The organism is Shimia sp. CNT1-13L.2 (assembly GCF_024331145.1).
Classification (GTDB): domain Bacteria; phylum Pseudomonadota; class Alphaproteobacteria; order Rhodobacterales; family Rhodobacteraceae; genus Shimia.
Window position 1 is genome coordinate 341,880 of the sequence record NZ_JANDJO010000002.1, and the last position, 19,875, is coordinate 361,754.

Consider the following 19,875-nt stretch of genomic DNA (forward strand, 5'->3'; position numbering starts at 1 on the left):
CCTTTTTCGATTTGAGCGATGTTTTGAAAACCTATTCGGACGAGGGCATGACCGGGCGGTCGGCTTCGTCCATCAGGCCGCGAATCCATTTTGCAATCAGCCAAGTCGCAGGTACGCCAAGCGGGACAGATACGATCAGCGACACCACAGGCGTGATTGCCGGAATGCCGATGGCCTGCCACATCAGACCGATGAAGTAGACGTTGATGGCCACGGCGGCGGCCGAGAAGGGATAAAACAGCACGGCGAGTTTGCGTGTCGACCAGCGGTCGGGATCTTCGGATGTCATGCGGCGGCCCTTTCACGGGTTTCCTGGCGTAGTGCATTGGCGATGAGTTGCGGGATACCGGGACAGAGGCCCAGGGCGGGCAGCAGGGGCCCGGCAAAGCCAAGGCCCCGCAGGGTGCCGTTCACATCGTCGCGCACGTGTTCGCCTTCCTGCGCGAAGAAGGGCAGGCACAGGGCGGGACCGGGCAGGCTCTGGGCGGTTTCGGCGATGTAGGGGGCCTGTTCCACGAACGTCGGGGCAATGCGGGCCACCGGCAGGATTTGCGCGAGGTGGTTGGCAAAGATACGGGCGGATTCCGCGGCCTTCTGTCCGCGTGCTGAGCCGTGGGCGGCGAGAAGGACAGAGGTGTCGTGCAGGTCATAGCCACGCAGGGCCGCGGCCTCGCGAATGGCGATGGCGGCGATGGCGGGAAGGGCCGGATCAAGGCCCATGGGGGGCAGAACCTGTACGTTGTGGCCGTCAAGCCGTTTGCGCAGTGCGGTGCGTACGAACCAGCCATCCGCCATGAACAGCGGGTAAATCAGGGTATCGTCTCCGGCCCGTGCAAGGGCGTTCTCAAGCGCGTCCGGCGCGGCCATGGTGGCCGAGGTCACGCGGTGGTCGGGCAGGTGAGATTGCACGCGTGCGGCCAGTTCCGCCAGCCGCGCCTCGGCGGGCTCGGGATCGGAAGGCTGGCCGTGAGCGACGATCAGTGCTTCAGTGGCTGGTGCCTTCGGAGAAGGTGATCTTGTTCCAGACATTGTACTTTCCTGATGGCTTGCGCATGGGCAGGCGGCCCACTTGCTCAAGGGTTTTGGCGTCATAGATCAGCACCGCGCCGTCATCTTCCCAGACCGACACGAGTGCGTGGCTGCCATCCTTGGTGAACTCCACGTGGGCGACGGTGGCCCCCGGCACGGGGCGCAGGGTTTTCACGATCTCGAGGCTTTGTTTGTCGATCACGTGCATCGCATCCTTGTTGGGACCAAAGAAGACATCAGCCCACACGTAGGGCGAATTCTCGTGACTTCTCATAAAAAAGCCCGGTCCTTCGGTTTTTATGCGTTTGATGGTCTTCCAGGTGGTCATGTCGATGACCGAAACGACCCCGTCTTTGAGGTGCGGCGTGGCCATGACGGTGGTGTCGCCATAGGCCCATGTGATGCCAGACCCGAGGTGTGGCATGCCGGGCAGATCAAGATCGGCGGTTTTCTGGCCGATCACGAGGTCGATCACGAGGCCGTTCTGGCCCCCGCGCGAGGCGCCCATGACGTATTCATAGGACTGGTCGAAGAAGAAATCATCGAGGTAATCCGGCGTGGTGATCCGGCGGATCGGGAATGGGGTATCCTGCGGCACGGGGCCTTCGATTTTCCAGTCATGGGCCAGCCCGCCAGCAAAGAGGTTCAGGTCGGGGTACTTGGCATAGGAGACCTCCCAGATTTCGGGAACGTCTTTGAGGGCCAGAACAAAGCTGTCGCGGGGCGGGGCCTGGTAGACAGCCGAGACACGGCTGGGCGTGCCGTCCTTGCCGGTGATGTCGTGGACCTCCGCGACGGAGAGGTCGCTTGTCGACAGGATGGTCAGCGTGTTGGGCAGGTAGTTGGCAACTGCCAGCCATTTGCCATCAGAGCTCATCGCGATGTTGCGGCTGTTGACGCCGGCGCGGACGCGACCAACCTCTTGCAGCGAGTAGATATCGTATTTCTGGACCCAGCCATCGCGCGACATGATGAAGACATAGCGGCCCGTGGGGTCGAATTTCGGGCCGCCGTGGACGGCGAAGGGCGTGGCGAAGCGGTCGAGCACTTCGAAGGTGTCACCGTCCAGCACGCTCACGTGGTGATCGCCGGTTTCCACGGCCAGCGTGATGTTCATCGGGTCCGAGGACCAGACGGGTGTGTCGGCGGGGGTATAGTCGTCGCGCAATTCGCGGCTGGCCATGATCTCGGCTTCGCCCCAGACCGGGGTTTCGGCAAGCGGGGACTTGAGATAGGCGGCGATTGCGTCAACTTCTTCCGTCGACAGGGTATCTGCGAAGGCGGGCATCTGGGTCGCGGGGCGACCGTCGAGGATCACGCCGGCCACCTTGGGGCCGCGCATACGCTTGAGAGTTTCGGGGATCAGCGCCGGGCCGGTGCCGCCAAGGCGGCTTTCTTCGTGACAGGAGGCGCAGTGCTCCTGATAGAGCGCGTCGGCGTCGATGGTCTCGCTCGCGCCGGCCATGCCTGCAAGGGCGATGGCGGCGCTGGCGAGGCCGAATTTTAGGCCAGCGTGGAGAGAAGGTCGCTGGCCAGAGGCGCGGGCCGAGACTGCATCACCGATCCGTCCAACAGGGGAGTTTGGGAAGGTAGGATGTTTAGAAGAACCGGTGTTGCGGGTCATGGCTTTTGCCTCGGAAAGGGGTGACGTTCAGGCGTTCACCTTCGTCGGTGACGCCGATTTCGGCGTTGCTGAGATAGCAGGCGGGATCTTCGGCCCAGGGGTCGCCGGTCAGTTGCAGGGCGCGGATGCGGGTGTTGCCGCCGCAGACGTCCTTGAGCTGGCAGGCGCCGCAGCGGCCCTTGAGCGGACGCGGGCGGGTGCGCAGGGTGGCAAGCATCGGGTCATCGCCGGTCCAGAGGTCCGAGAACTTCTGCGTCTTGACGTTGCCGATGGTGTAATCCGACCAGTAGGTATCAGGGTGGACCTTGCCCAGAAAGTCGATGTTGGCGACACCGAGACCGGAAGAGTTGCCGCCCCAGGCCGCGAGATGTTCGCGCAGGTGGGCTTCTTTTTCGGCGTTAAAGTTGGCACGGACCCATTGCAGGAAATAGCCTGCGTCGGCGTCGTTGTTGCCGGTGACGATGTCGAGCGGGCGACCACCGGAGGCGGACTCCCATGCGCGTTCCAGCAGCAGGTCGAGGCCTGCGCGGGTCATCAGGTGGTGGGCGTCTTCGCCCCGGTTCTTGTCGCCACGACCGGCATAGACGAGGTGCGAGAGGTAGAATTTGTCGACGCCTTCGTCGTCGCAAAGCTTGATCAGGTCGGGCAGGTTGTGCTGGGTGCCTTCGGTCAGGCAGAAGCGCAGGCCAACCTTGACGCCACGCTTTTTCAGCTCGCGCACACCACGCACGGCGTTGTCAAAGGCGCCTTCGACACCGCGGAACCAATCATTGGTGTCTCCGATGCCGTCGATCGAGATGCCGACATAGTCAAAGCCGATCTCGGCGACGCGGTCGGCGGTTTCGCCGAAGATCTTGGTGCCGTTGGTCGAGAGGGCCAGAACGCGGGTCTGTTTGCGGGCCTTTTCGGCAAGTTGGAAGAGATAGGGGCTGTCGAGGGGTTCACCGCCCGACAGGATCAGCGCAGGCACCTTGAAGTCCCCAAGGTCGGCCAGCGTTGCCATGGCCTGTTCCTCGCTGAGTTCACCGGGAAAGTTCACGTCGGCAGAAACGGTATAGCAGTGGCGGCACTTGAGATTGCAGCGGCGGGTCAAGTTCCAGATGACAACGGGTTTCACGGGCCCCGAACCGCGGCGTTGTCGCACGGGTGTCGGGTTGACCAGCTGGTGCATGTATTCGGTGAGGCGGAACATGGGGTTACCCCTTCTTGCGGAGCCGCAGCCCCGTCTTTTTCAGGATACGGGTCGAATAGAGGATGTCCGCGCCGCGCAGCGCATCGCCAAGGATGGCGGTGATCTGGCTGCGTTTCTCTTCGACCTCGTCGCGCGAGGCGCCGTGGACCATGGCAAACAGGTTGTAAGGCCATTCCGGCAGGGCACGCGGGCGTTCGTAGCAGTGGGTGACAAAGGGCAGGGCGCCGATCTGGGGGCCAAGTTCGTCAAGGCGGTTATCGGCGACGTCCCAGACGGTCATGCCATTGGCTGTCATGCCCAGTTTGTAGTGATTGGTGGCGGCCGCGATACGGCGGATGACACCGGTGTCCTTCATGTCCTGAAGGCGTTCGATCAGCTCCTCTTCGGGAAGGTCCAGCGCTTGCGCGGCCTCGGCATAGGGGGTGGGCACAAGTGGCAGGCCTCCTTGCAGGGCTTCGATGATAGCGCGATCTGTGGCGTCGAGTGTCATGCTGCGACCTTGAACCCTATGAAGAACTCTTTCAGTTTCGGGAAGCAGTGCACCTTGATGCCTGTTTCCGCTTCGATTTTCCCGGCGACGTCGGCAATGCCCTCGGGGGTTTCCGTTGCCAGGACAAACCACATGTTCAGGTGGTGTGTGCGTTCATAATTATGCGCCACCTCGGGATGCGCATTGACTTTGGTCAGGATGGTTTCGAATTCCGCCGCAGGCACCGCCATGGCGCAGAGACAGAAGGCACCACCCATCGGCGCGACATCGAAGAACGGGCCGAAGCGGGTTAGAAAACCGTCTTCTTTCAATTGCTTGATGCGGGCGATCAGGGCGTCTTCGCTGATCCCCAGTTGCGCAGCAAGCGGGGCAAAGGGGCGATGCGCCAGCGGCATGTCTTCCTGAAGCAGGTTGATCAGGTCGCGATCGGATTGGGTCAGGTCACTCATGCCGCGCGCTCCGGCCGGGCGGCGATCATTGCGCCGGTCTGCTTGAAGCAGCGCAGCGAGAACAGCGCCTTGTACTGGACGCCCGCCAGCTCGGGAATGGCGGCGGCATTGCCAAGGTGCTTGAGCGCCTCAAGGCGGCTTTGGGCATGGATCATCGAATAAAGACGATAGGGCCAGACACCTTCGACAGGGGTGCGTTCATAGCAGAGCGTCACACCCGGTTGCAGGGCAAGGCGGGGGCCTGCGATGGCCACCTGATCGGCGGGCACGTCCCAGACAACCATGGCATTGGCGCTCCAGCCAAGGGCGCGGTGACGGACGATCACGCCAAGGCGCGAGATGATGTTGGCCTCGGCCAGAACCGCGACGCGGGTCAGGATGTCGTCTTCGCTGCGACCCAGATCAAAGCCAAGCGCGGCATAGGGGGCGCTGGTGAGGGGGAGGCCGACCGAGAGGGCCTGAAGGATGTCGCGATCGTCTTCGCGCAGGACGCTAAGGTCGGTGGCGCGGCGGGTGCGCGGGATCTTTCCGGCCTCGGGCTGGTTCATGCGGAAGCCGAGATCGACGTTGAAGGGGCGCACAAGGCGCAGGTCGAGAACCCGCAGGCCGCTACGCTGTTCAAGACGGGCGAGGGTGGCATCGACATAGGCGCGGTCGGGGCCGGTGGCGACGAACCAGAGGTTCCAGGTGTCTTCGCGCAGGTAGGAGTGGTTGATGCCCGGTTCGTCCTGAATCAGCGCGGCCACTTCCTCGATGCGCTCGGGCGGCGCGGCGATGGCGGCAAGCGTACTGGCCGAGATGGTGTTGGGCGCGCAGGTTGCGCCGACGCGGGCAATGCGGCCACAGGCGACCATGCGTTGCAGGCGGGCCAGAAGGTCATCCTCGGCGATGTTGAGGACATTGGCCATGCGCTGGAACGGGCGCGCGGTGATCGGGAAGCCGCGCTGCCAGTCGTCAAGCAGCGCGCGGTCGATGGGATCGGCGACGTTTTTCATGATCAAAGCCCCGTGCGGTGGGCGCGGGCGGTAAAGAAGATGCCCGAGGGGCTGTCTGCTTCGATCTCGCGCAGTTTTTCAAAGGTGTGGGTGTCGTAGACCATGACCTTTCCGGCATCGCGGACGCTGATCCAGATTTCGTGGCCGCGCGGTGTGAACTCCATGTGCAGCACGGCCGGGCCGGGTTTGAATTCGTGGATGATGGTCTTGGTCTTGCTGTCGATCACCTGAATGGTGTCGTTCAGCGGGTGGGCAAAATTCACCCAGACCTGGCGGCCGTCCGGACGTGCCATGGCGAACACGGGCTGGCCATAGGTCTGGGTGCGTCCGGTCTCCGTGAGTGTGTCGGCATCGACCCAGAGCACTTCGTGGTGGCCGACGGCAGGCAGGACGAATTCGCGGCCCGTCAATGCCCAGCCTTCGAGGTGAGGCATCTTGTAGACGGGCATTTCCTTTTTGCCACGGCCATAGCCGGGCAGGACGCGGATCGGTTTGGGATCGTCTTCCCAGAGATCCAGCGCGGTGAGGCCGTCTTCGCCGAAGAGGCCGGTGATATAGGTGCGGCCATTGCCGGTGATCAGCGCGTCATAGGGGTTTTCGCCCATGTCGGTGATCTTGGTGATCTCCATCTCGTCGCCGGAGAGGTCGGCAATCCAGGTCTCGCCGGAATCCCACATGGTAAAGACAAAGCGTCGGCCGGGGGCGTCGACTAGGCCGATGGTTTTGCTGTCGGTGGGGATGTCGGCAACCATCTCGAGGGTCTCGGCATCGAAGATGCGCACGCCGCCTGGTTCGTAGTTGGACACCGCGACCAGTTTGCCGTCGTCCGAAATCGCGCCGCCGATGGCGTTGCCGGCCTGAACCACGCGGCCCGCGATTTCACGGGTGACGATGTCGACCTTGGTCAGCCCGCCGTCGCGGCCAAAGACATAGGCAAAGCGTTCGTCGGGCGAATAGACCAGCGAGGCGTGCGAGAGATCGCCAAGGCCTTCGATCCGGGCCAGGGCGGCGCGGTCGGATTGGTCAACCAGAAGGACAGAACCCTTGGCACGTTCGATCACCAGACCCAGATCGCCGGTGGCGGTGGGTTCGGCAGAGACCGAGGTGGCGAGGATCAGGGCAAGCGCGGTGGTGAGGCGTTTCATTCGTAGTCTCCCTTGAGGAGGTAATCGGCAATCCATGCAGCTTCGGTTTCGCTCATCAGCGGGCGCCAGGGCGGCATGGCGGTGCCCTCGATCCCGTCGAGGATCACCATTTGCAGGATGTCGGCTTCGTAGTGTTCGATCGCCTCGCGGCGCAGGTCGGGGCCAAGGCCGCCCTTGAGGCGCAGGCCGTGGCAGGAGCCGCAATCCTGATGGACGAGGCGTTGCAGGGCGTCGGCATTGACCTGATCCTCGGCCCTTGCGGCGCCCGGATGCGTCAGGGCACAGGCCAGGACGATCAGGGCGCCAAGGAGAGCCGCACGCTGGTTTGCATTGCGGCGGGGGAGGATGCGGGCGAAACTAGGCATGGGCGCTAACCGGCTCGAACAGCTCGGCGGCGTTTTCTCCGTAGAGGGACACCACCTTGCCGATGATGAAAAGGGTGGGGTTGATGACGTCGGCCTCGCGTACGTCGCGGGCGGCGTTGCCAAGGGTCGAGACCAGACGGCGCTCTTCCCTGGTGGTGGCCTTGGTGATGGCGAGGACCGGTGTCTGCTCGGAAAGGCCTTCGGTCATCAGGCCCACGGCGATCTGGCCGATGTTGGAAACGCCCATATAGATCACGAGGGTGGTGTCGGGATCGGCGAGGCGCTTCCAGTCGAGATCGAGCACCTTGCCGGCCTGACGGTGGCCGGTCACGTATTGCACGCTGGTGGCAAGGCCGCGGTGTGTGAGCGGCACGCCGGTCGAACAGGACGCGCCCTGCGCGGCTGTGATGCCGGGGGCGTATTCGATGTCGACACCGTGTTCGATGAGGTAGGCGGCTTCTTCCGAGCCACGGCCAAAGATCATCGGATCACCACCCTTGAGGCGGGCCACGGCTTTGCCGGCCTGTGCCTGTTCAAGCAGGATCTCGTTGATCCGGTCCTGCGGCACGGGGTGGTGACGCGGGCATTTGCCCACGGCGATGGTTTCGGCGTCCTTGGGCATCAGGGCGAGGATTTCGTCTGACACCAGTCGGTCGTAGACGACGACTTCGGCAGATTCGAGCATCCGCAGGGCACGCAGGGTCATCAGTTCGGGGTCGCCCGGGCCTGCGCCGATGAGGAAAACTTTGCCGGTCATGGGGTATCTCGCTCGTCCTAAAGATTACTTTGAACCGGGGTACCGTTGCGCCTCTGCCCAGGGTCGGGTGGGGCAATGAGGGCTTGGGAATCCTGGCATCTCATGGACGCAAGATGGCAAGACAGCACTTTGGCTTCCTTGACAAAAGTTAAGGCCCGCAAAAATCATGCGGGCCTCTGGGGTATTTTAGGGATTCTCGGGGCGCGGTCAGGGCGTCACGGTCACCATGCCGATCATGTCATGGCTTTCCCAGTGCGGGCCGCAGAGGTAATCGACGGGTCCCGGTTCCAGGAAGGTGAATTCGATGACTTCCTCGGGAAAGGCGCGATCGGATTCGGGCATGCCCGCGTCGGGCGACAGGACGCTGTGGCTGGTGCGTTTTTCGACGTTGACCCAGCGCACGGTTGTGCCTGCGGGAACGGTGATTTCGGCCGGGCAGAATTTGTATTTGTACATGGTGACAACCGTCACGCCCTCCGCTGCGGAGGATGGTTCACCGAAGATGTCGACGTAACGCTGTTCGGCCTCGGCGCAGAGCGCGGCCGCGTCGTCATCGCCGGCAAGAACGGGGAAAGCCGCCGCGACGGACAGCAGGGTGGCGGTCAGAAAAGAGGTGTGGCGCATCTCGAAAACTCCTCGCCTTGAAAAGAAAGAAGCGGCCGGGAGGGCCCGGCCGCTTGGGTTTGCTTATTGCTTGACCACGTTGATTGTGGCGTTTGCGTCGTCCAGTGCAAGGCTCGTGTTGAGCGTCACGTGGTGGAAGCGCGCAGCGGCATAGTCATCGTGGATGGCAAAGCCGACGGTGTAGGTCTTGCCCGCTTCGAGCGGAACATCACCTGCGGCACCGGTGTCGAGGGCGCGGGAGAAGACCACGGTCCACATGCCAGCCGAGAGTTTGGCCGATGCGGCGATCTCGCCTTCGTTTTGCACCCGGCTTTCCAGCAGGTAGCCGTTGGTGGCGCTGCCGTCGGCATAGACGCGCATCAGGTCCATGAAGGTGCCGTCGGCGAGATACTGGTCGATCTCTTCGGCTGCCTTCAGCTTGTCCCAGCCGCCCTGAGCCTTGCCGCGACGCCCCTTGATCTCGATCTTGGTGCGCGACTCGGCGAGGTACTTGCTGACGCTGGTTTCGGCATTCAGGCGTGCGGCGATGTCACCTGCGGCGGCAAGACCTTCTGCACCCGGATCAAAGGGCATGTAGGTGTTGTCCGCGTGGCAGGTTGCCCAGCAGCCGACCTGTTCCCCCAGTTCGATACCGGTGCCGGTGATCATCATTGCCACCTTGACCTGGTTTTCCGGGTCCATCTTGCCACCGTCCACGAAGGGGGCAGGGGCGTGCGGCGTGTCCGGCCATTGCAGGCGGAAGTAGACGTTTTCACCGTCGTGGGCCGCTTGCAGGGTGGCCGGGATCGTGCCGCGTTTGCCCGGGATCGGGGTGGGTTCAAGCTCGTCTTCCTTGCCGCCAGCGCCAGCCACGATCTTGTTGCCGATGGCTTCAAGTTCCTTGGCGTGGCAGGTGGTGCATTGGTCGCCGCCCTTGGTGAGGGGACGTGCGCCGCCGTGCTGTTTGCCGTTCTGGACCCATTCGAACGAAGCCTGACCCGGGTAGAAGAGGGTCATGTCCGCCGGGGTGATGGCGTTCCAGTCTATGTTGCCGCCAACCGAAGCACCGGCGTCGGCCGAGGTTTCACCGGCTGCCAGGGCACGTTCCGCGGCCACGGCTTCTTCGACCGCAGCTGCGATCTGGGCCTGAACCTGTTCACGCGCTGCCGCGTCTGCCGCTTTCTTTGCGTCGGCTTCGGCTGCTTCCTTGGCTTCGACACGTGCCAGGCTGTCGAGGTATTCCTGCGGGATCTCGCGGATGAAGTCCGGGTTCGGAGCTTCGATCATCTCGAGGAATTCATCGGAGGCGCGGTCACGCGGGCTGGTGTGGGCGATGCCCTTGTGGCAGTCGATACAGGTCTGGCCGGTGGTCATCGCGTTGAGGTGCTGCTGACGGGCGCGGGGTTTCTGGAACTCGGGCATCATCGACTCGAAGTCGTGACAGTTCCGGCACTCGCGCGAGTCGGTGGCCTTCATCCGCTTCCATTCGTTCTTGGCGAGGTGCAGACGCTTGGCTTCGAATTTCTCCTCGGTGTTGATGGTGCCCATCACCTTGCCGTAGAGCTCTTTCGAGGCCTTGATCTTGCGGATCATCTTGTGGGTCCAGTCCTTGGGCACGTGGCAGTCGGAACAGACTGCGCCCACACCCGAGCGGTTCACGTCGTGAATGGTGCCCTTGTACTCCTGGTAGACGAAATCATTCATCTCGTGGCAGGAGATACAGAAATCCTTGGTGTTGGTGGCTTCCATGGCGGTGTTGAAACCACCCCAGAAGACGATACCGGCGATAAACGCCGCAGCGATCCCGGCAAGTGGCATTCCGTAGATGAAATACCGCCGCCAGATCGGCTTTTTGGTTTCCGTTTCGTTGGTCATGTCCAAGCTCCGTCTTGGCTTTTTTGCTAACGGCCCCATGGGGGAAGGGCGCTTGATTGGATTGCGAGGAGCGGAAGGCATTTGCCGGGTTCTTGGCGGGTGCTACCGGACTGTCCTGCCGGTCGCCGCAATCCCGATACCGCTTTGTAAAGAGGAAGGGCGGGCGCTGGGCCCGCCCTTCCGGAGACGATGAAACGTCGGTTTAGGTGACGTGGTTCGAACGGTTGTAGACGTTGAACTTGCCGGTCGGGGCGTAGAGACCCTTCACGCGGCCGATTTCTTCCAGCGTCTTGGCATCGTAGATGACCATTTCGCCGTTCGGCTCCTTCGAGGTTGCACGGTTCCACTTGGAAACCCAGACCTCGGTACCGTCCTTGTTGAATTCGAAGTGAACGGCAACGTTACCTTCGTCTTCAGTGATCTGGATGGTCTTCACGATCTCGCCGGTCTCTTTCGAGATGACCTGCACCGATTGCTGAACTTCCAGCTCGGGGTGCTTGGTCTGGTCAGCCCAGTAGTAGTCCGAATTCGGGTGAGTCCGGATGAACAGGCCCGCACCGTCGGTTTCCACTTCGTAGCAGGTTTTCCAGGCTTGGTCCGGGTGACCTTCGGGGTCGTTGCCCCAGACAGTCACAGTACCTTCGCCGAGGTGAGTCGTACCAGCAACCGGACCGCAGTTCGGGTCGTTCCAGTTGGCGCCGGGGCCGGGGTGCGGCAGCGGTGCGGTGTCGATCATCGCCTCAAGCTTGCGCTCTTTGGTGTCGACAACAACCATCTTGTTCGACGCGTTTGCGGCGATCTGGAAGTAACGACCGGTCGGATCAAAGAAGCCGTCGTGCAGGAACTTGGCCGAGTTGATCTTGTCGATACGCAGGTTGTCGAGGTCCGAGTAGTCGACCTGCCACAGCTGGCCGAGTTCTTTCACGGCAACGATCCAGGTCGGCTCGTTCGGGGTGGTGTAGATGGCAGCCACGCGGCTTTCTTCCACATAGTCACCGTCAACGTTGGTACCGCGGGTCGAAACCACTTTAAGCGGCTCCATGGTCATCGCGTCAACAATTGCGAAGTGCGGAGGCCAGTAGGCACCGCCGATGACGTATTTACCGTCGCCGGAAACAGCCACGTCGCGGGCGTCATAACCGATGGAAACTTCCGAAACCAGCATCTTGTCCGGCGTTTGCCAGAGGTCGATCTTGGTCATCTTGCCGTCGCGGCCCATGGTGTACCAGAAGCGGCCCGGGTTTTCCGGTTCTTCCAGCTTGTGGTGCTCGGACGCTTTCAGAACGTGCACAGCGTAACCCGTTGGGATGTGTGCCAGAACTTCTTTGGTGTCGCCGTCGATCACGGCCACTTTACCCACGTCACGCTCGATGACGACGAAGAAGTTTTCCCAGTTGCGGCCGTGCAGCGGCTCGGTCGGGTAGTCGGCTTCTTCTACATAGACCTTGCGGGTCTGTTTCATCTGCTCAAGCGACATTTCCGGCGGCTTGGGCGGATCCATCATGATGTAGGTCGCCATGTCTTTGATTTCTTGCTCGGTCATGATGTCCGAGAAGTTGTTCATACCGCCTTCGGTACCCCAGGAGATAATCTTTTCAAGACGTTCCTGGCCGAGCTTGAGCGTGCCGGATTCGGTCACGGTGCCGTCGGCATTCTTTTTCTTCACGATCGGCTCGAGGCTTTTGCCGGTCGCGCCTTTGCGCAGTACGCCGTGGCAACCGGCGCAGCGTTCAAAGTAGAGCTGCTTGGAAGCTTCGAAGGCTTCTTCGCTCAGGGTGGGTTGTTCAGCGATTGCAGGCACGGCAGTGGAGCCAAGCAGAAGCGCGAAGCCAATCCCTAGTGCCCGTTTGGATTTTTTGTAGGTGATTCCAAGTGACATGATCACTCTCCGGTTTGCTGGTGAGGCAGGCTCATGTCTGGCGGAATCCGGGATTCGTATCCTTGACTTTCGTTAAGGAGTCACAGGTTTGCCCCGACTACTCCTTAGTACAAGGGACGCGCAGTCCTGTTTCCCGCGTGAAACAGGGTAAAATCAAAAAGCAGGGCAAGCCGATGTTTGCAACGATCGGGCGGATTTATTCCGAAGGTTTCAGGGTCTTTTTCCTGTCAGCGGCAGTTTATGGAATGTTCACCGGGGGGATCTGGCTGATTTGGCTGATCTCGGGGGGCGGGTTCGAGTTCGCCGGACCATCCATGATCGAGACCGAGTGGCATTCGCACGAAATGATCTTTGGCTATGCCACGGCGGCGGTGGGCGGTTTCTTCCTGACCGCCGTGCCGAACTGGACCAATGCGCCGGCTGCGCGGGGCGCGTTCATTGCCGTTGTCTCGGGGGCCTGGTTGATCGGTCGCGTCGCGATCTGGTTTTATGCGGCATTGCCTGTCTGGTTCGTGATCGCGGCTGACCTTCTCTTCGTGCCGATCCTGGCCGCGAAGGTGCTGTCGCAGCTGTTGAAGCGGCCAAAGCCGCAGAACATGGTGTTTCTCTTCATCCTGAGCAGTCTCTGGGTTGCCAACGGGCTTGTGCATCTTGAATGGGCCGGGATCGCCAGCGGCACGCTGGATGTCGGGATGCGCATGGGACTGTTGTCGCTGTGTTCGATGATCGCGATTCTCGGGGGGCGGGTGACACCGGCATTCACGCGCAACGCCATGAAGCGGGCAGGGGTGCCCGAGGCCGATTGGCCCGTGTCGCGCCCGCCGCTTGAAAAGGCAACGATGATCCTTGCGCTGGGTCTGCCGTGGGTGGTCACCTTGCCGTTGGATGACCGCTTTGTCGGGACGCTGGCGGTGCTGTTCGGGGTGGTTCAGATCCTGCGTGTCGGACTTTGGCGTGGGGCGTGGACGCGAGCCCAGCCAATCCTGTGGTCGCTGCACCTTGGCATGGGGTTCCTGGGGCTTGGTTTCATACTCTGGGGCGCGGCGCTCTGGGGGGTGGGAAGCGAGATCGGTGCCCTGCATGTTCTGGGAATCGGCTGTGTTGGCGTGATGACCGTCGCGGTGATGAGCCGGGCCTCTCTCGGGCACACGGGACGGCCGCTCAAAGCGCCGAAACCGGTGGCCTGGGCCTATGGTTTGATGGCGGTGGCGGCTGCGTTGCGCTGGGGCGGGACAAGTTTGCCGGTAGAACTCTACATGCCTGCGATGATGGTCTCGGCGGCTTTGTGGTCCTTGTCTTTTGCCTTGTTTTTCATGGCCTTGGCGCCCGTTCTCGGGGCGCCACGCATGGGGCGCGCCAGCTGATCGGCGCGGTTTTGCCTGCGGAATTTCACCCCCCTTGACTTTCGTTAAGGATAACCCACGCGCCGGACGGCATTTTCACTACATCATCAACTAGGGCAAAGGAGAGCCCAATGCGTGAAGTCATGACTAAAAGCATGGCCCGTAACATCTTCTACGGCGGGTCACTGTTTTTCATCATTATCTTCTTGGGACTATCGTTCCATTCGCATCGCTATATCGTCACCACCTCGACGAACGTCGAGACCCTTACCGAGAGCGTCGCTGCCGGTAAGAAAGTGTGGGAAGATAAAGCATGCATCAACTGCCACACGCTGATGGGGGAAGGCGCCTACTTTGCTCCTGAACTTGTCAACGTAATGACACGCTGGGGTGTAGAAGATGACCCCGAAGGTGCATTCGACGTTCTGAAAGGCTGGATGGACTCTCAGCCCACCGGAATCGAAGGCCGTCGTCAGATGCCTCAGTTCAACCTGAGTGACGAAGAAGTTCGTCAATTGGCTGACTTTTTCCTGTGGATCAACACGATCGACGCACAGGACTGGCCACCGAACGAAGCGGGTTAAGGAGGTCTGAACTATGAAATACAAAACTCAGAGAATTGCCCTTGTCTACTTCGCGGTAGCGATGGCCCTCTTCGCGATCCAGGTGCTGGGCGGTCTGCTCGCCGGCTGGATCTATGTTTCCCCCAACACGCTGTCGGAACTCTTGCCGTTCAACATCGTGCGCATGCTGCACACCAACTCGTTGATCGTCTGGCTGATCCTTGGCTTCTTTGGCGCGGCCTACTTCCTGATCCCGGAAGAGACCGAGCGTGAGATCCACAGCGAAAAACTTGCCTATATCCAACTGGCGATCCTCGTGGTCGGCACCCTGGGTGTGGTCGTGACTTATGTCTTCAACCTGTTCGAGGGCCACTGGCTCCTGGGCAAGGAAGGCCGCGAGTTCATCGAACAGCCCAAGTGGGTCAAGGCAGGTATCGTGGTTGCGGCTCTGATGTTTCTCTACAACATCACGATGACCGTGCTTAAGGGTAAGAAAACCGCTATCTCGAACATCCTGCTTCTGGGTCTTTGGGGTCTGGCGCTGCTCTTCCTCTTCAGCTTCTACAACCCGCACAACCTGGCACTCGACAAGCAATACTGGTGGTACATCGTTCACCTGTGGGTGGAAGGCGTCTGGGAACTCATCATGGCCTCTATCCTGGCCTACCTGATGCTGAAGCTGACCGGTGTTGACCGCGAGGTTGTCGAAAAGTGGCTCTACGTGATCGTTGCTGCGGCCCTGTTCTCGGGCATCCTCGGCACTGGCCACCACTACTACTGGATCGGTACCCCCGGTTACTGGCAGTGGATCGGCTCGATCTTCTCGTCGCTGGAAGTCATCCCGTTCTTCGCCATGATGGCATTCGCCTTCGTGATGGTGTGGAAAGGGCGTCGTGACCACCCGAACAAAGCAGCTCTGCTGTGGTCGCTCGGCTGTGCCACTCTGGCCTTCTTCGGCGCGGGCGTCTGGGGCTTCCTGCACACGCTGCACGGTGTGAACTACTACACCCACGGCACGCAGATCACCGCCGCTCACGGCCACCTGGCCTTCTACGGTGCCTATGTCTGCCTCAACATCGCTATCTTCAGCTACGCATTGCCGATCCTGCGCAATCGTGACCCCTATAACCAGGTGCTGAACATGGCCTCGTTCTGGCTGATGACCTCTGGCATGGTCTTCATGACCTTCGTGCTGACCTTTGCCGGTACGATCCAGACCCACCTGCAACGCGTCCTTGGCGAATACTACATGGACGTTCAGGACCAGGTCGAAATCTTCTACTGGATGCGTTTCGGTTCTGGTGTGGTCGTGGTTCTTGGTGCGCTCCTGTTCATCTACTCGATCTGGGTGCCGCGCAAAGAAATCATCGAACCCGGTGCTGCTGAAACTCCTGCGGAGTAAGGAAAAATGGACGGTTCCATGAACCATAACCCTCAAAACGGAATGGGGGCGGCTGACGCCCCCTTCTACCTCGCGCAGGGCGACGAACGCGAAGTCTTCTCCGCCGCTGCGCAAAACAACCTGCCGGTCCTTCTCAAGGGGCCGACCGGATGCGGCAAGACCCGCTTTGTGGCCCACATGGCCGCGAAACTGGGACGCCCGCTTTACACGGTTGCCTGTCACGATGATCTGGCCGCCGCCGACCTGATCGGTCGCTATCTCCTAAAGGGGGGCGAGACGGTCTGGGTGGACGGACCTTTGACCCGTGCCGTGCGTGAAGGCGCGATCTGCTATCTCGACGAGGTCGTCGAGGCACGCAAGGACGTGACCGTGGTTCTGCACCCGCTGACCGATGACCGACGTATCCTGCCGATCGACCGGACCGGCGAAGAATTGGAAGCCGCACCCGGCTTCATGCTCGTGGCCTCTTACAACCCGGGCTATCAAAATATCCTCAAGACGCTGAAACCCTCTACACGTCAGCGTTTTATCTCCGTCGAGTTCGACTTTCCCAAACCCGAGGTGGAAGCCAAGGTTGTTGCCGAGGAAAGCGGTCTGGACATCGAGCGCGTCAAGCCGCTGGTGCGGTTGGCGAACAAGCTGCGCGATCTCAAGGGGCAGGACCTGGAGGAAGGGGTTTCGACCCGCCTCGTGGTTTATGCCGCGACCCTCATCGCGCAGGGCATGAACGTTGACCGTGCAATCCGCGCGGCAATGGTCGAGCCGCTCACCGATGATGAGGACATCAAACGGGGGCTCCTCGATCTTGTCACGGCTGTCTTTGGGTGAGGCCGGCCGATGGTCAAGATCGACTTTGAGCCATGGGAACCCGAAGAGACCGTCGGGAAACTGTGGCACTCCTTTGCCAGCCGCCTGGATGCGCCGGAGGCGCATGATGGAGCCGCTGTCGACCTTTCCGAGGTCGGAGGGCGGCTGGCAGTCCTATTCAGGGGATTGGGGGGCAGTTCAAGCGTTGAACTGCGCCCCGTCTCTGACGAAGTTTCACGCCACCGTCTGAGCTGGAAGCGCCGCCTTGGTACCGAAGCCGAGTTGATGCCACGCACCAGTTTCGATGGTGAAATATTGCGTTTGCCGTCGCGCCTTGCGGTGCTGCCGACGCGCGAAGCCAATGCCGCCATGTATGTCTGGCTGGCGGCTGCCGCGGCCCATGCGCCGGACCGTATCGCCGAAGACGATGCGCTCCGGGCCGATTTGCGGGCCTTGAAAGCGGCGCGCGAGATGGTCGAGGCAACGCTTGAGGATGCGCCGGGGCTGCGTGATCTCTATGCCGCCTTGTGCGAGGGTATCCTGCACTACCGTCCACGCCCCGACCTGCCGGCAGATGAAGCGGCCGTTGAGGCCATCATTCGCCATCTTCTGGGGGACGAGCTCAAGGCCCATGCCCAGCCGATGTGGCAGGCGCTTGAAACGGGCGCGATGGACAACATCCACGCCCCGCTCCGCTATCAGCCGTTCCGCCCCGTGCCGCTTTGGCCCGAGTTGCGGCCGGTGCAGTTCTCGGAAGGTCACGAGGTGGAAAGCCGCGAGACCGAAGGACCGCCGGAAGAGGCGGGCGAGAATGACAGGACCCACCGCGCGCGTCGCCGCAAATCGGATCAGGCCGAGCGCAATGACAGCTTCATCCTGCACAAGTTCGAAGCGATCCTGAGCTGGGCGGAATTCCTGAACCTCAACCGACGCGTCGATGACGATGATCCCGACAACGCCAAGAAGGCGGCGGATGATCAGGACGAGATCGGGTTGGGGCAGATTTCCAAGGCGCCGCCGACCAAGCTCAAGCTGCACCTCGATCTCGCGCCTGAAGATGTGGATCGCGAACGCCTGTCGGGCAAGATCATGTATCCGGAATGGGATGTGCGCACGGGTCAGTACCTGCCCGATCACTGCTGTGTCCTGACCAGCGTGGCCGAGGCAAAGGAAGAGTTCGCCGACTTCGCCCGCGATCCCGAAGCGGCGCGGCGCATCCGCATGGTGAAACGCCAGTTCGAGGCCCTGCGGCCCGGGCGGGTCACGACACGCGGGCACCTTGATGGGGACAACCTCGATATGGACGCCGCCGTGCGGTCGCAGGTGGACCGGATTGCCGATGGCGAAGGGTCTGAGCGGATCTGGTTGCAGAACCGTCCCGAAGCCCGCGATCTGGCGGTGTCGATCCTGTTGGATGTCAGCCGCTCGACCGAGAGTGCGGTTTCTGGCCGTGCGGTGATCGACGTGGAGCGCGAGGCGCTGGATGCGTTGGCCTGGGGGCTGAATGCCTGTGGCGACGACTTTGCAATTCACGCCTTCTCCTCCCTGAAACGGGATCGGGTCTACGTGCAGAAATGCAAAGGGTTCGACGAGCCGATGAGTGGCCTTGTCGAACAGCGGATCGGCAGCCTGCGGCCGGGGTTCTATACCCGTCTGGGCGCGGCCATCCGGCATGTGTCGGCAGACCTGAGCGAACAGACCCGCAAGCGGCGGCTCTTGCTGGTGATCACGGATGGCAAGCCCAACGACCTTGACCACTATGAAGGCCGTCACGGGATCGAGGATACCGCGATGGCGGTGCGCGAGGCGCGTCGGGCGGGGCACTCCGTCTATGGCGTGACCGTGGATCGTGAAGCCAAGAGCTGGTTTGCCCGCATGTTCGGGCAGGGTAGTTTCGCGGTGATCCCGGAGCCGGACAAGCTGATCTACGCGCTGCCGCAGATCTATCGGCAACTGGTGACCGGATGAGCGACACCGCAGGGCAGGGATCGTTGCTGGACGAGTTGCCCGGAGACCTGATGATGTGGGTTCTCATCATCAGCGAATTGCTGGTGTTCGGGGCCGGTCTTGCGGCCTTCCTTGCCTTGCGTCTGACCGATCCCGTAGGCTTTGCCGAGGCGCAGGACCATCTGCACCGCACCGGTGCGGCGCTCAATACGGTTGTGCTTGTGACCAGCGGTTTTCTGGCGGCAAAGGCGTTTCAGTGGCGCGGGTTGGGTGCCCGGCTCAAGGCGCGGCTGGCGCTTGTCGTAGCCGCGCTTCTGGGCGTTGTGTTCCTGATCATTAAGGGGGCGGAGTATGCGGACAAGGCCGCCAAGGGTATCGACTTTGAAACCCACCCGTTCTTCCTGTTCTACTACATGTTGACCGGGTTCCATGCGGCGCATGTCGTGGCCGGGGTGGTCATACTGTGCCTGATTGCGTGGAAAGACAGCCTGCGCAATATCGAGGTGGGGGCCGCTTTCTGGCACATGGTTGATCTGGTCTGGGTGCTGCTGTTTCCCGTGATCTACCTGTTGGCGTGACGATATGCTGAGGGATCCCCTGAACAAAGCCTGGTTCGCGCTTGTTGCCCTCAGCGGCGCATCTGCCGTCGTGGCAGAACTTGCGATTGGCGGGCTGGACCGGCGGGTTGTCGGGGCCGTGGTCCTGCTGCTGGCCCTGATGAAGGCGCGGGTGATCCTGTCGCGCTATCTTGGCCTGGCCGAAGCCCCGTCCTGGCGACGCGGCTTCAACCTTGTTCTGACGTTGTTCTGTCTGCTTTTGCTAGGGCTCTACCTGATACCTGCGCTGATCAGCTGAAAGCCGCGGCGAGGTTTTCCGGCAGGTCGAAGTCCACCAGCACCTTGGCGCGGGCCGCATCCGACATCTTGCGGGCGGTTTTTTCGACGATGTCCTGCACCTTTTCGGGCGTGTGCTTGGCCGCGAAAGGGGCAAAGTACCAGGTGATGAAGGTGAAACAGATCACGTCTTCCAACGCTTGCACCAGCGGGTCGCGCTTGATGCCCTGCTTGCGCACCATCCGGCCCATTTGGTCAATGGTTTCCGCATCATAGCCGTTGTCCGCCATGATCTCGCCAATCCGGTTGGCATGGTGGTCGGCCAGATCGCGCCGCCATTTGAGATAGCCCGCGCGGCCCTCGGGATAGTCGGCACGTTTCAGGATCCAGCGTTCGATGTGCTGGCCACGGGCGGCGATTTGCAGAACGTCCTGTGCCTCGGGGAACAAGCGCTCACACTGTTCGCTCATGCGCTGGCCATAGAGCAGGGCTTCGGGCTGGCCGTCATCCATGCGTGGATCGGCGTCGTTGGCGGCGTCGATGGCGGCGAGTGTGCGGGAGAGCTGGTCAGTCATGG

21 protein-coding genes are annotated in these 19,875 nt (G+C 61.7%); 7 read left to right on the forward strand and 14 right to left on the reverse strand.

Going from position 1 to position 19,875, the window contains the following annotated elements:
- Nucleotides 1-31: 31 nt before the first annotated feature.
- The 13 genes from NNA36_RS05395 to NNA36_RS05455 form a co-directional block, all read right to left on the reverse strand.
- Nucleotides 32-289 carry a hypothetical protein gene (locus NNA36_RS05395; RefSeq protein ID WP_255104924.1) on the reverse strand — a complete coding sequence of 86 codons (258 nt, stop codon included), beginning with the start codon at nucleotides 287-289 and terminating at the stop codon, nucleotides 32-34.
- Complete coding sequence (locus NNA36_RS05400) at nucleotides 286-1,029, reverse strand: sirohydrochlorin chelatase (RefSeq protein WP_255104926.1); 744 nt, start codon at nucleotides 1,027-1,029, stop codon at nucleotides 286-288. Before NNA36_RS05400 ends, NNA36_RS05395 begins: the two co-directional genes overlap by 4 nt.
- Entirely contained in the window at nucleotides 986-2,494 is a 1,509-nt protein-coding gene (locus tag NNA36_RS05405) for a nitrite reductase (protein WP_255105594.1), read from the reverse strand. The genes NNA36_RS05400 and NNA36_RS05405 overlap by 44 nt, the downstream gene beginning before the upstream one ends.
- A 133-nt stretch (nucleotides 2,495-2,627) precedes the next feature.
- Complete coding sequence (gene nirJ / locus NNA36_RS05410) at nucleotides 2,628-3,845, reverse strand: heme d1 biosynthesis radical SAM protein NirJ (protein WP_255104928.1); 1,218 nt, start codon at nucleotides 3,843-3,845, stop codon at nucleotides 2,628-2,630.
- A gap of 4 nt (nucleotides 3,846-3,849) precedes the next feature.
- On the reverse strand, nucleotides 3,850-4,335 hold the full coding sequence (locus tag NNA36_RS05415) for an AsnC family transcriptional regulator (protein WP_255104931.1): 486 nt from the start codon (nucleotides 4,333-4,335) through the stop codon (nucleotides 3,850-3,852).
- Nucleotides 4,332-4,784: an Lrp/AsnC family transcriptional regulator gene (locus NNA36_RS05420; RefSeq protein WP_255104932.1), complete on the reverse strand. Its 453-nt coding sequence runs from the start codon at nucleotides 4,782-4,784 to the stop codon at nucleotides 4,332-4,334. Before NNA36_RS05420 ends, NNA36_RS05415 begins: the two co-directional genes overlap by 4 nt.
- Entirely contained in the window at nucleotides 4,781-5,779 is a 999-nt protein-coding gene (locus tag NNA36_RS05425; RefSeq protein ID WP_255104935.1) for an Lrp/AsnC family transcriptional regulator, read from the reverse strand. The genes NNA36_RS05420 and NNA36_RS05425 overlap by 4 nt, the downstream gene beginning before the upstream one ends.
- Nucleotides 5,780-5,781: 2 nt before the next feature.
- Nucleotides 5,782-6,924, reverse strand: coding sequence for a cytochrome D1 domain-containing protein (locus NNA36_RS05430; RefSeq protein WP_255104937.1), 1,143 nt, complete (start codon nucleotides 6,922-6,924; stop codon nucleotides 5,782-5,784).
- A complete protein-coding gene (locus NNA36_RS05435; RefSeq protein ID WP_255104939.1) occupies nucleotides 6,921-7,289 on the reverse strand; it encodes a cytochrome c in 369 nt (122 codons plus the stop codon). The genes NNA36_RS05430 and NNA36_RS05435 overlap by 4 nt, the downstream gene beginning before the upstream one ends.
- The gene (gene cobA / locus NNA36_RS05440; RefSeq protein ID WP_255104942.1) at nucleotides 7,282-8,046 is read right to left on the reverse strand and encodes a uroporphyrinogen-III C-methyltransferase; all 765 of its coding nucleotides are present in this window, start codon (nucleotides 8,044-8,046) and stop codon (nucleotides 7,282-7,284) included. Before cobA ends, NNA36_RS05435 begins: the two co-directional genes overlap by 8 nt.
- Before the next feature lie 207 nt (nucleotides 8,047-8,253).
- Nucleotides 8,254-8,670, reverse strand: a complete 417-nt coding sequence (locus NNA36_RS05445) for a plastocyanin/azurin family copper-binding protein (RefSeq protein WP_255104944.1) — start codon at nucleotides 8,668-8,670, stop codon at nucleotides 8,254-8,256.
- A gap of 63 nt (nucleotides 8,671-8,733) precedes the next feature.
- Nucleotides 8,734-10,524 carry a NapC/NirT family cytochrome c gene (locus NNA36_RS05450; protein ID WP_255104945.1) on the reverse strand — a complete coding sequence of 597 codons (1,791 nt, stop codon included), beginning with the start codon at nucleotides 10,522-10,524 and terminating at the stop codon, nucleotides 8,734-8,736.
- Between the two features lie 202 nt (nucleotides 10,525-10,726).
- Nucleotides 10,727-12,403 (reverse strand): cytochrome D1 domain-containing protein, encoded by a 1,677-nt coding sequence (locus NNA36_RS05455; protein WP_255104948.1) that lies wholly within the window; start codon nucleotides 12,401-12,403, stop codon nucleotides 10,727-10,729.
- A 173-nt stretch (nucleotides 12,404-12,576) separates the two neighbouring features.
- Here NNA36_RS05455 and NNA36_RS05460 point away from each other — a divergent pair, with 173 nt between their 5' ends.
- The 7 genes from NNA36_RS05460 (at nucleotide 12,577) to NNA36_RS05490 (ending at nucleotide 19,320) form a co-directional block, all read left to right on the forward strand.
- Nucleotides 12,577-13,767 (forward strand): NnrS family protein, encoded by a 1,191-nt coding sequence (locus tag NNA36_RS05460; RefSeq protein ID WP_255104951.1) that lies wholly within the window; start codon nucleotides 12,577-12,579, stop codon nucleotides 13,765-13,767.
- A 110-nt stretch (nucleotides 13,768-13,877) separates the two neighbouring features.
- A complete protein-coding gene (locus tag NNA36_RS05465) occupies nucleotides 13,878-14,330 on the forward strand; it encodes a cytochrome c (protein ID WP_255104952.1) in 453 nt (150 codons plus the stop codon).
- A 13-nt stretch (nucleotides 14,331-14,343) separates the two neighbouring features.
- Nucleotides 14,344-15,711 carry a cbb3-type cytochrome c oxidase subunit I gene (locus NNA36_RS05470; protein ID WP_255104955.1) on the forward strand — a complete coding sequence of 456 codons (1,368 nt, stop codon included), beginning with the start codon at nucleotides 14,344-14,346 and terminating at the stop codon, nucleotides 15,709-15,711.
- A gap of 18 nt (nucleotides 15,712-15,729) precedes the next feature.
- A complete protein-coding gene (locus NNA36_RS05475) occupies nucleotides 15,730-16,539 on the forward strand; it encodes a CbbQ/NirQ/NorQ/GpvN family protein (protein ID WP_255104957.1) in 810 nt (269 codons plus the stop codon).
- Nucleotides 16,540-16,548: 9 nt separating this feature from the next.
- On the forward strand, nucleotides 16,549-18,486 hold the full coding sequence (locus tag NNA36_RS05480) for a nitric oxide reductase activation protein NorD (protein WP_255104960.1): 1,938 nt from the start codon (nucleotides 16,549-16,551) through the stop codon (nucleotides 18,484-18,486).
- Entirely contained in the window at nucleotides 18,483-19,043 is a 561-nt protein-coding gene (locus NNA36_RS05485) for a cytochrome c oxidase subunit 3 (RefSeq protein ID WP_255104963.1), read from the forward strand. Before NNA36_RS05480 ends, NNA36_RS05485 begins: the two co-directional genes overlap by 4 nt.
- Nucleotides 19,044-19,047: 4 nt before the next feature.
- Nucleotides 19,048-19,320: a cytochrome C oxidase subunit IV family protein gene (locus NNA36_RS05490; protein WP_255104987.1), complete on the forward strand. Its 273-nt coding sequence runs from the start codon at nucleotides 19,048-19,050 to the stop codon at nucleotides 19,318-19,320.
- On the opposite strand, the gene NNA36_RS05495 is transcribed toward NNA36_RS05490, so the two are convergent.
- The gene (locus NNA36_RS05495; RefSeq protein WP_255104991.1) at nucleotides 19,313-19,873 is read right to left on the reverse strand and encodes a DUF4202 domain-containing protein; all 561 of its coding nucleotides are present in this window, start codon (nucleotides 19,871-19,873) and stop codon (nucleotides 19,313-19,315) included. The two genes, NNA36_RS05490 and NNA36_RS05495, sit on opposite strands and share 8 nt — an antisense overlap.
- Between the last annotated feature and the right edge of the window lie 2 nt (nucleotides 19,874-19,875).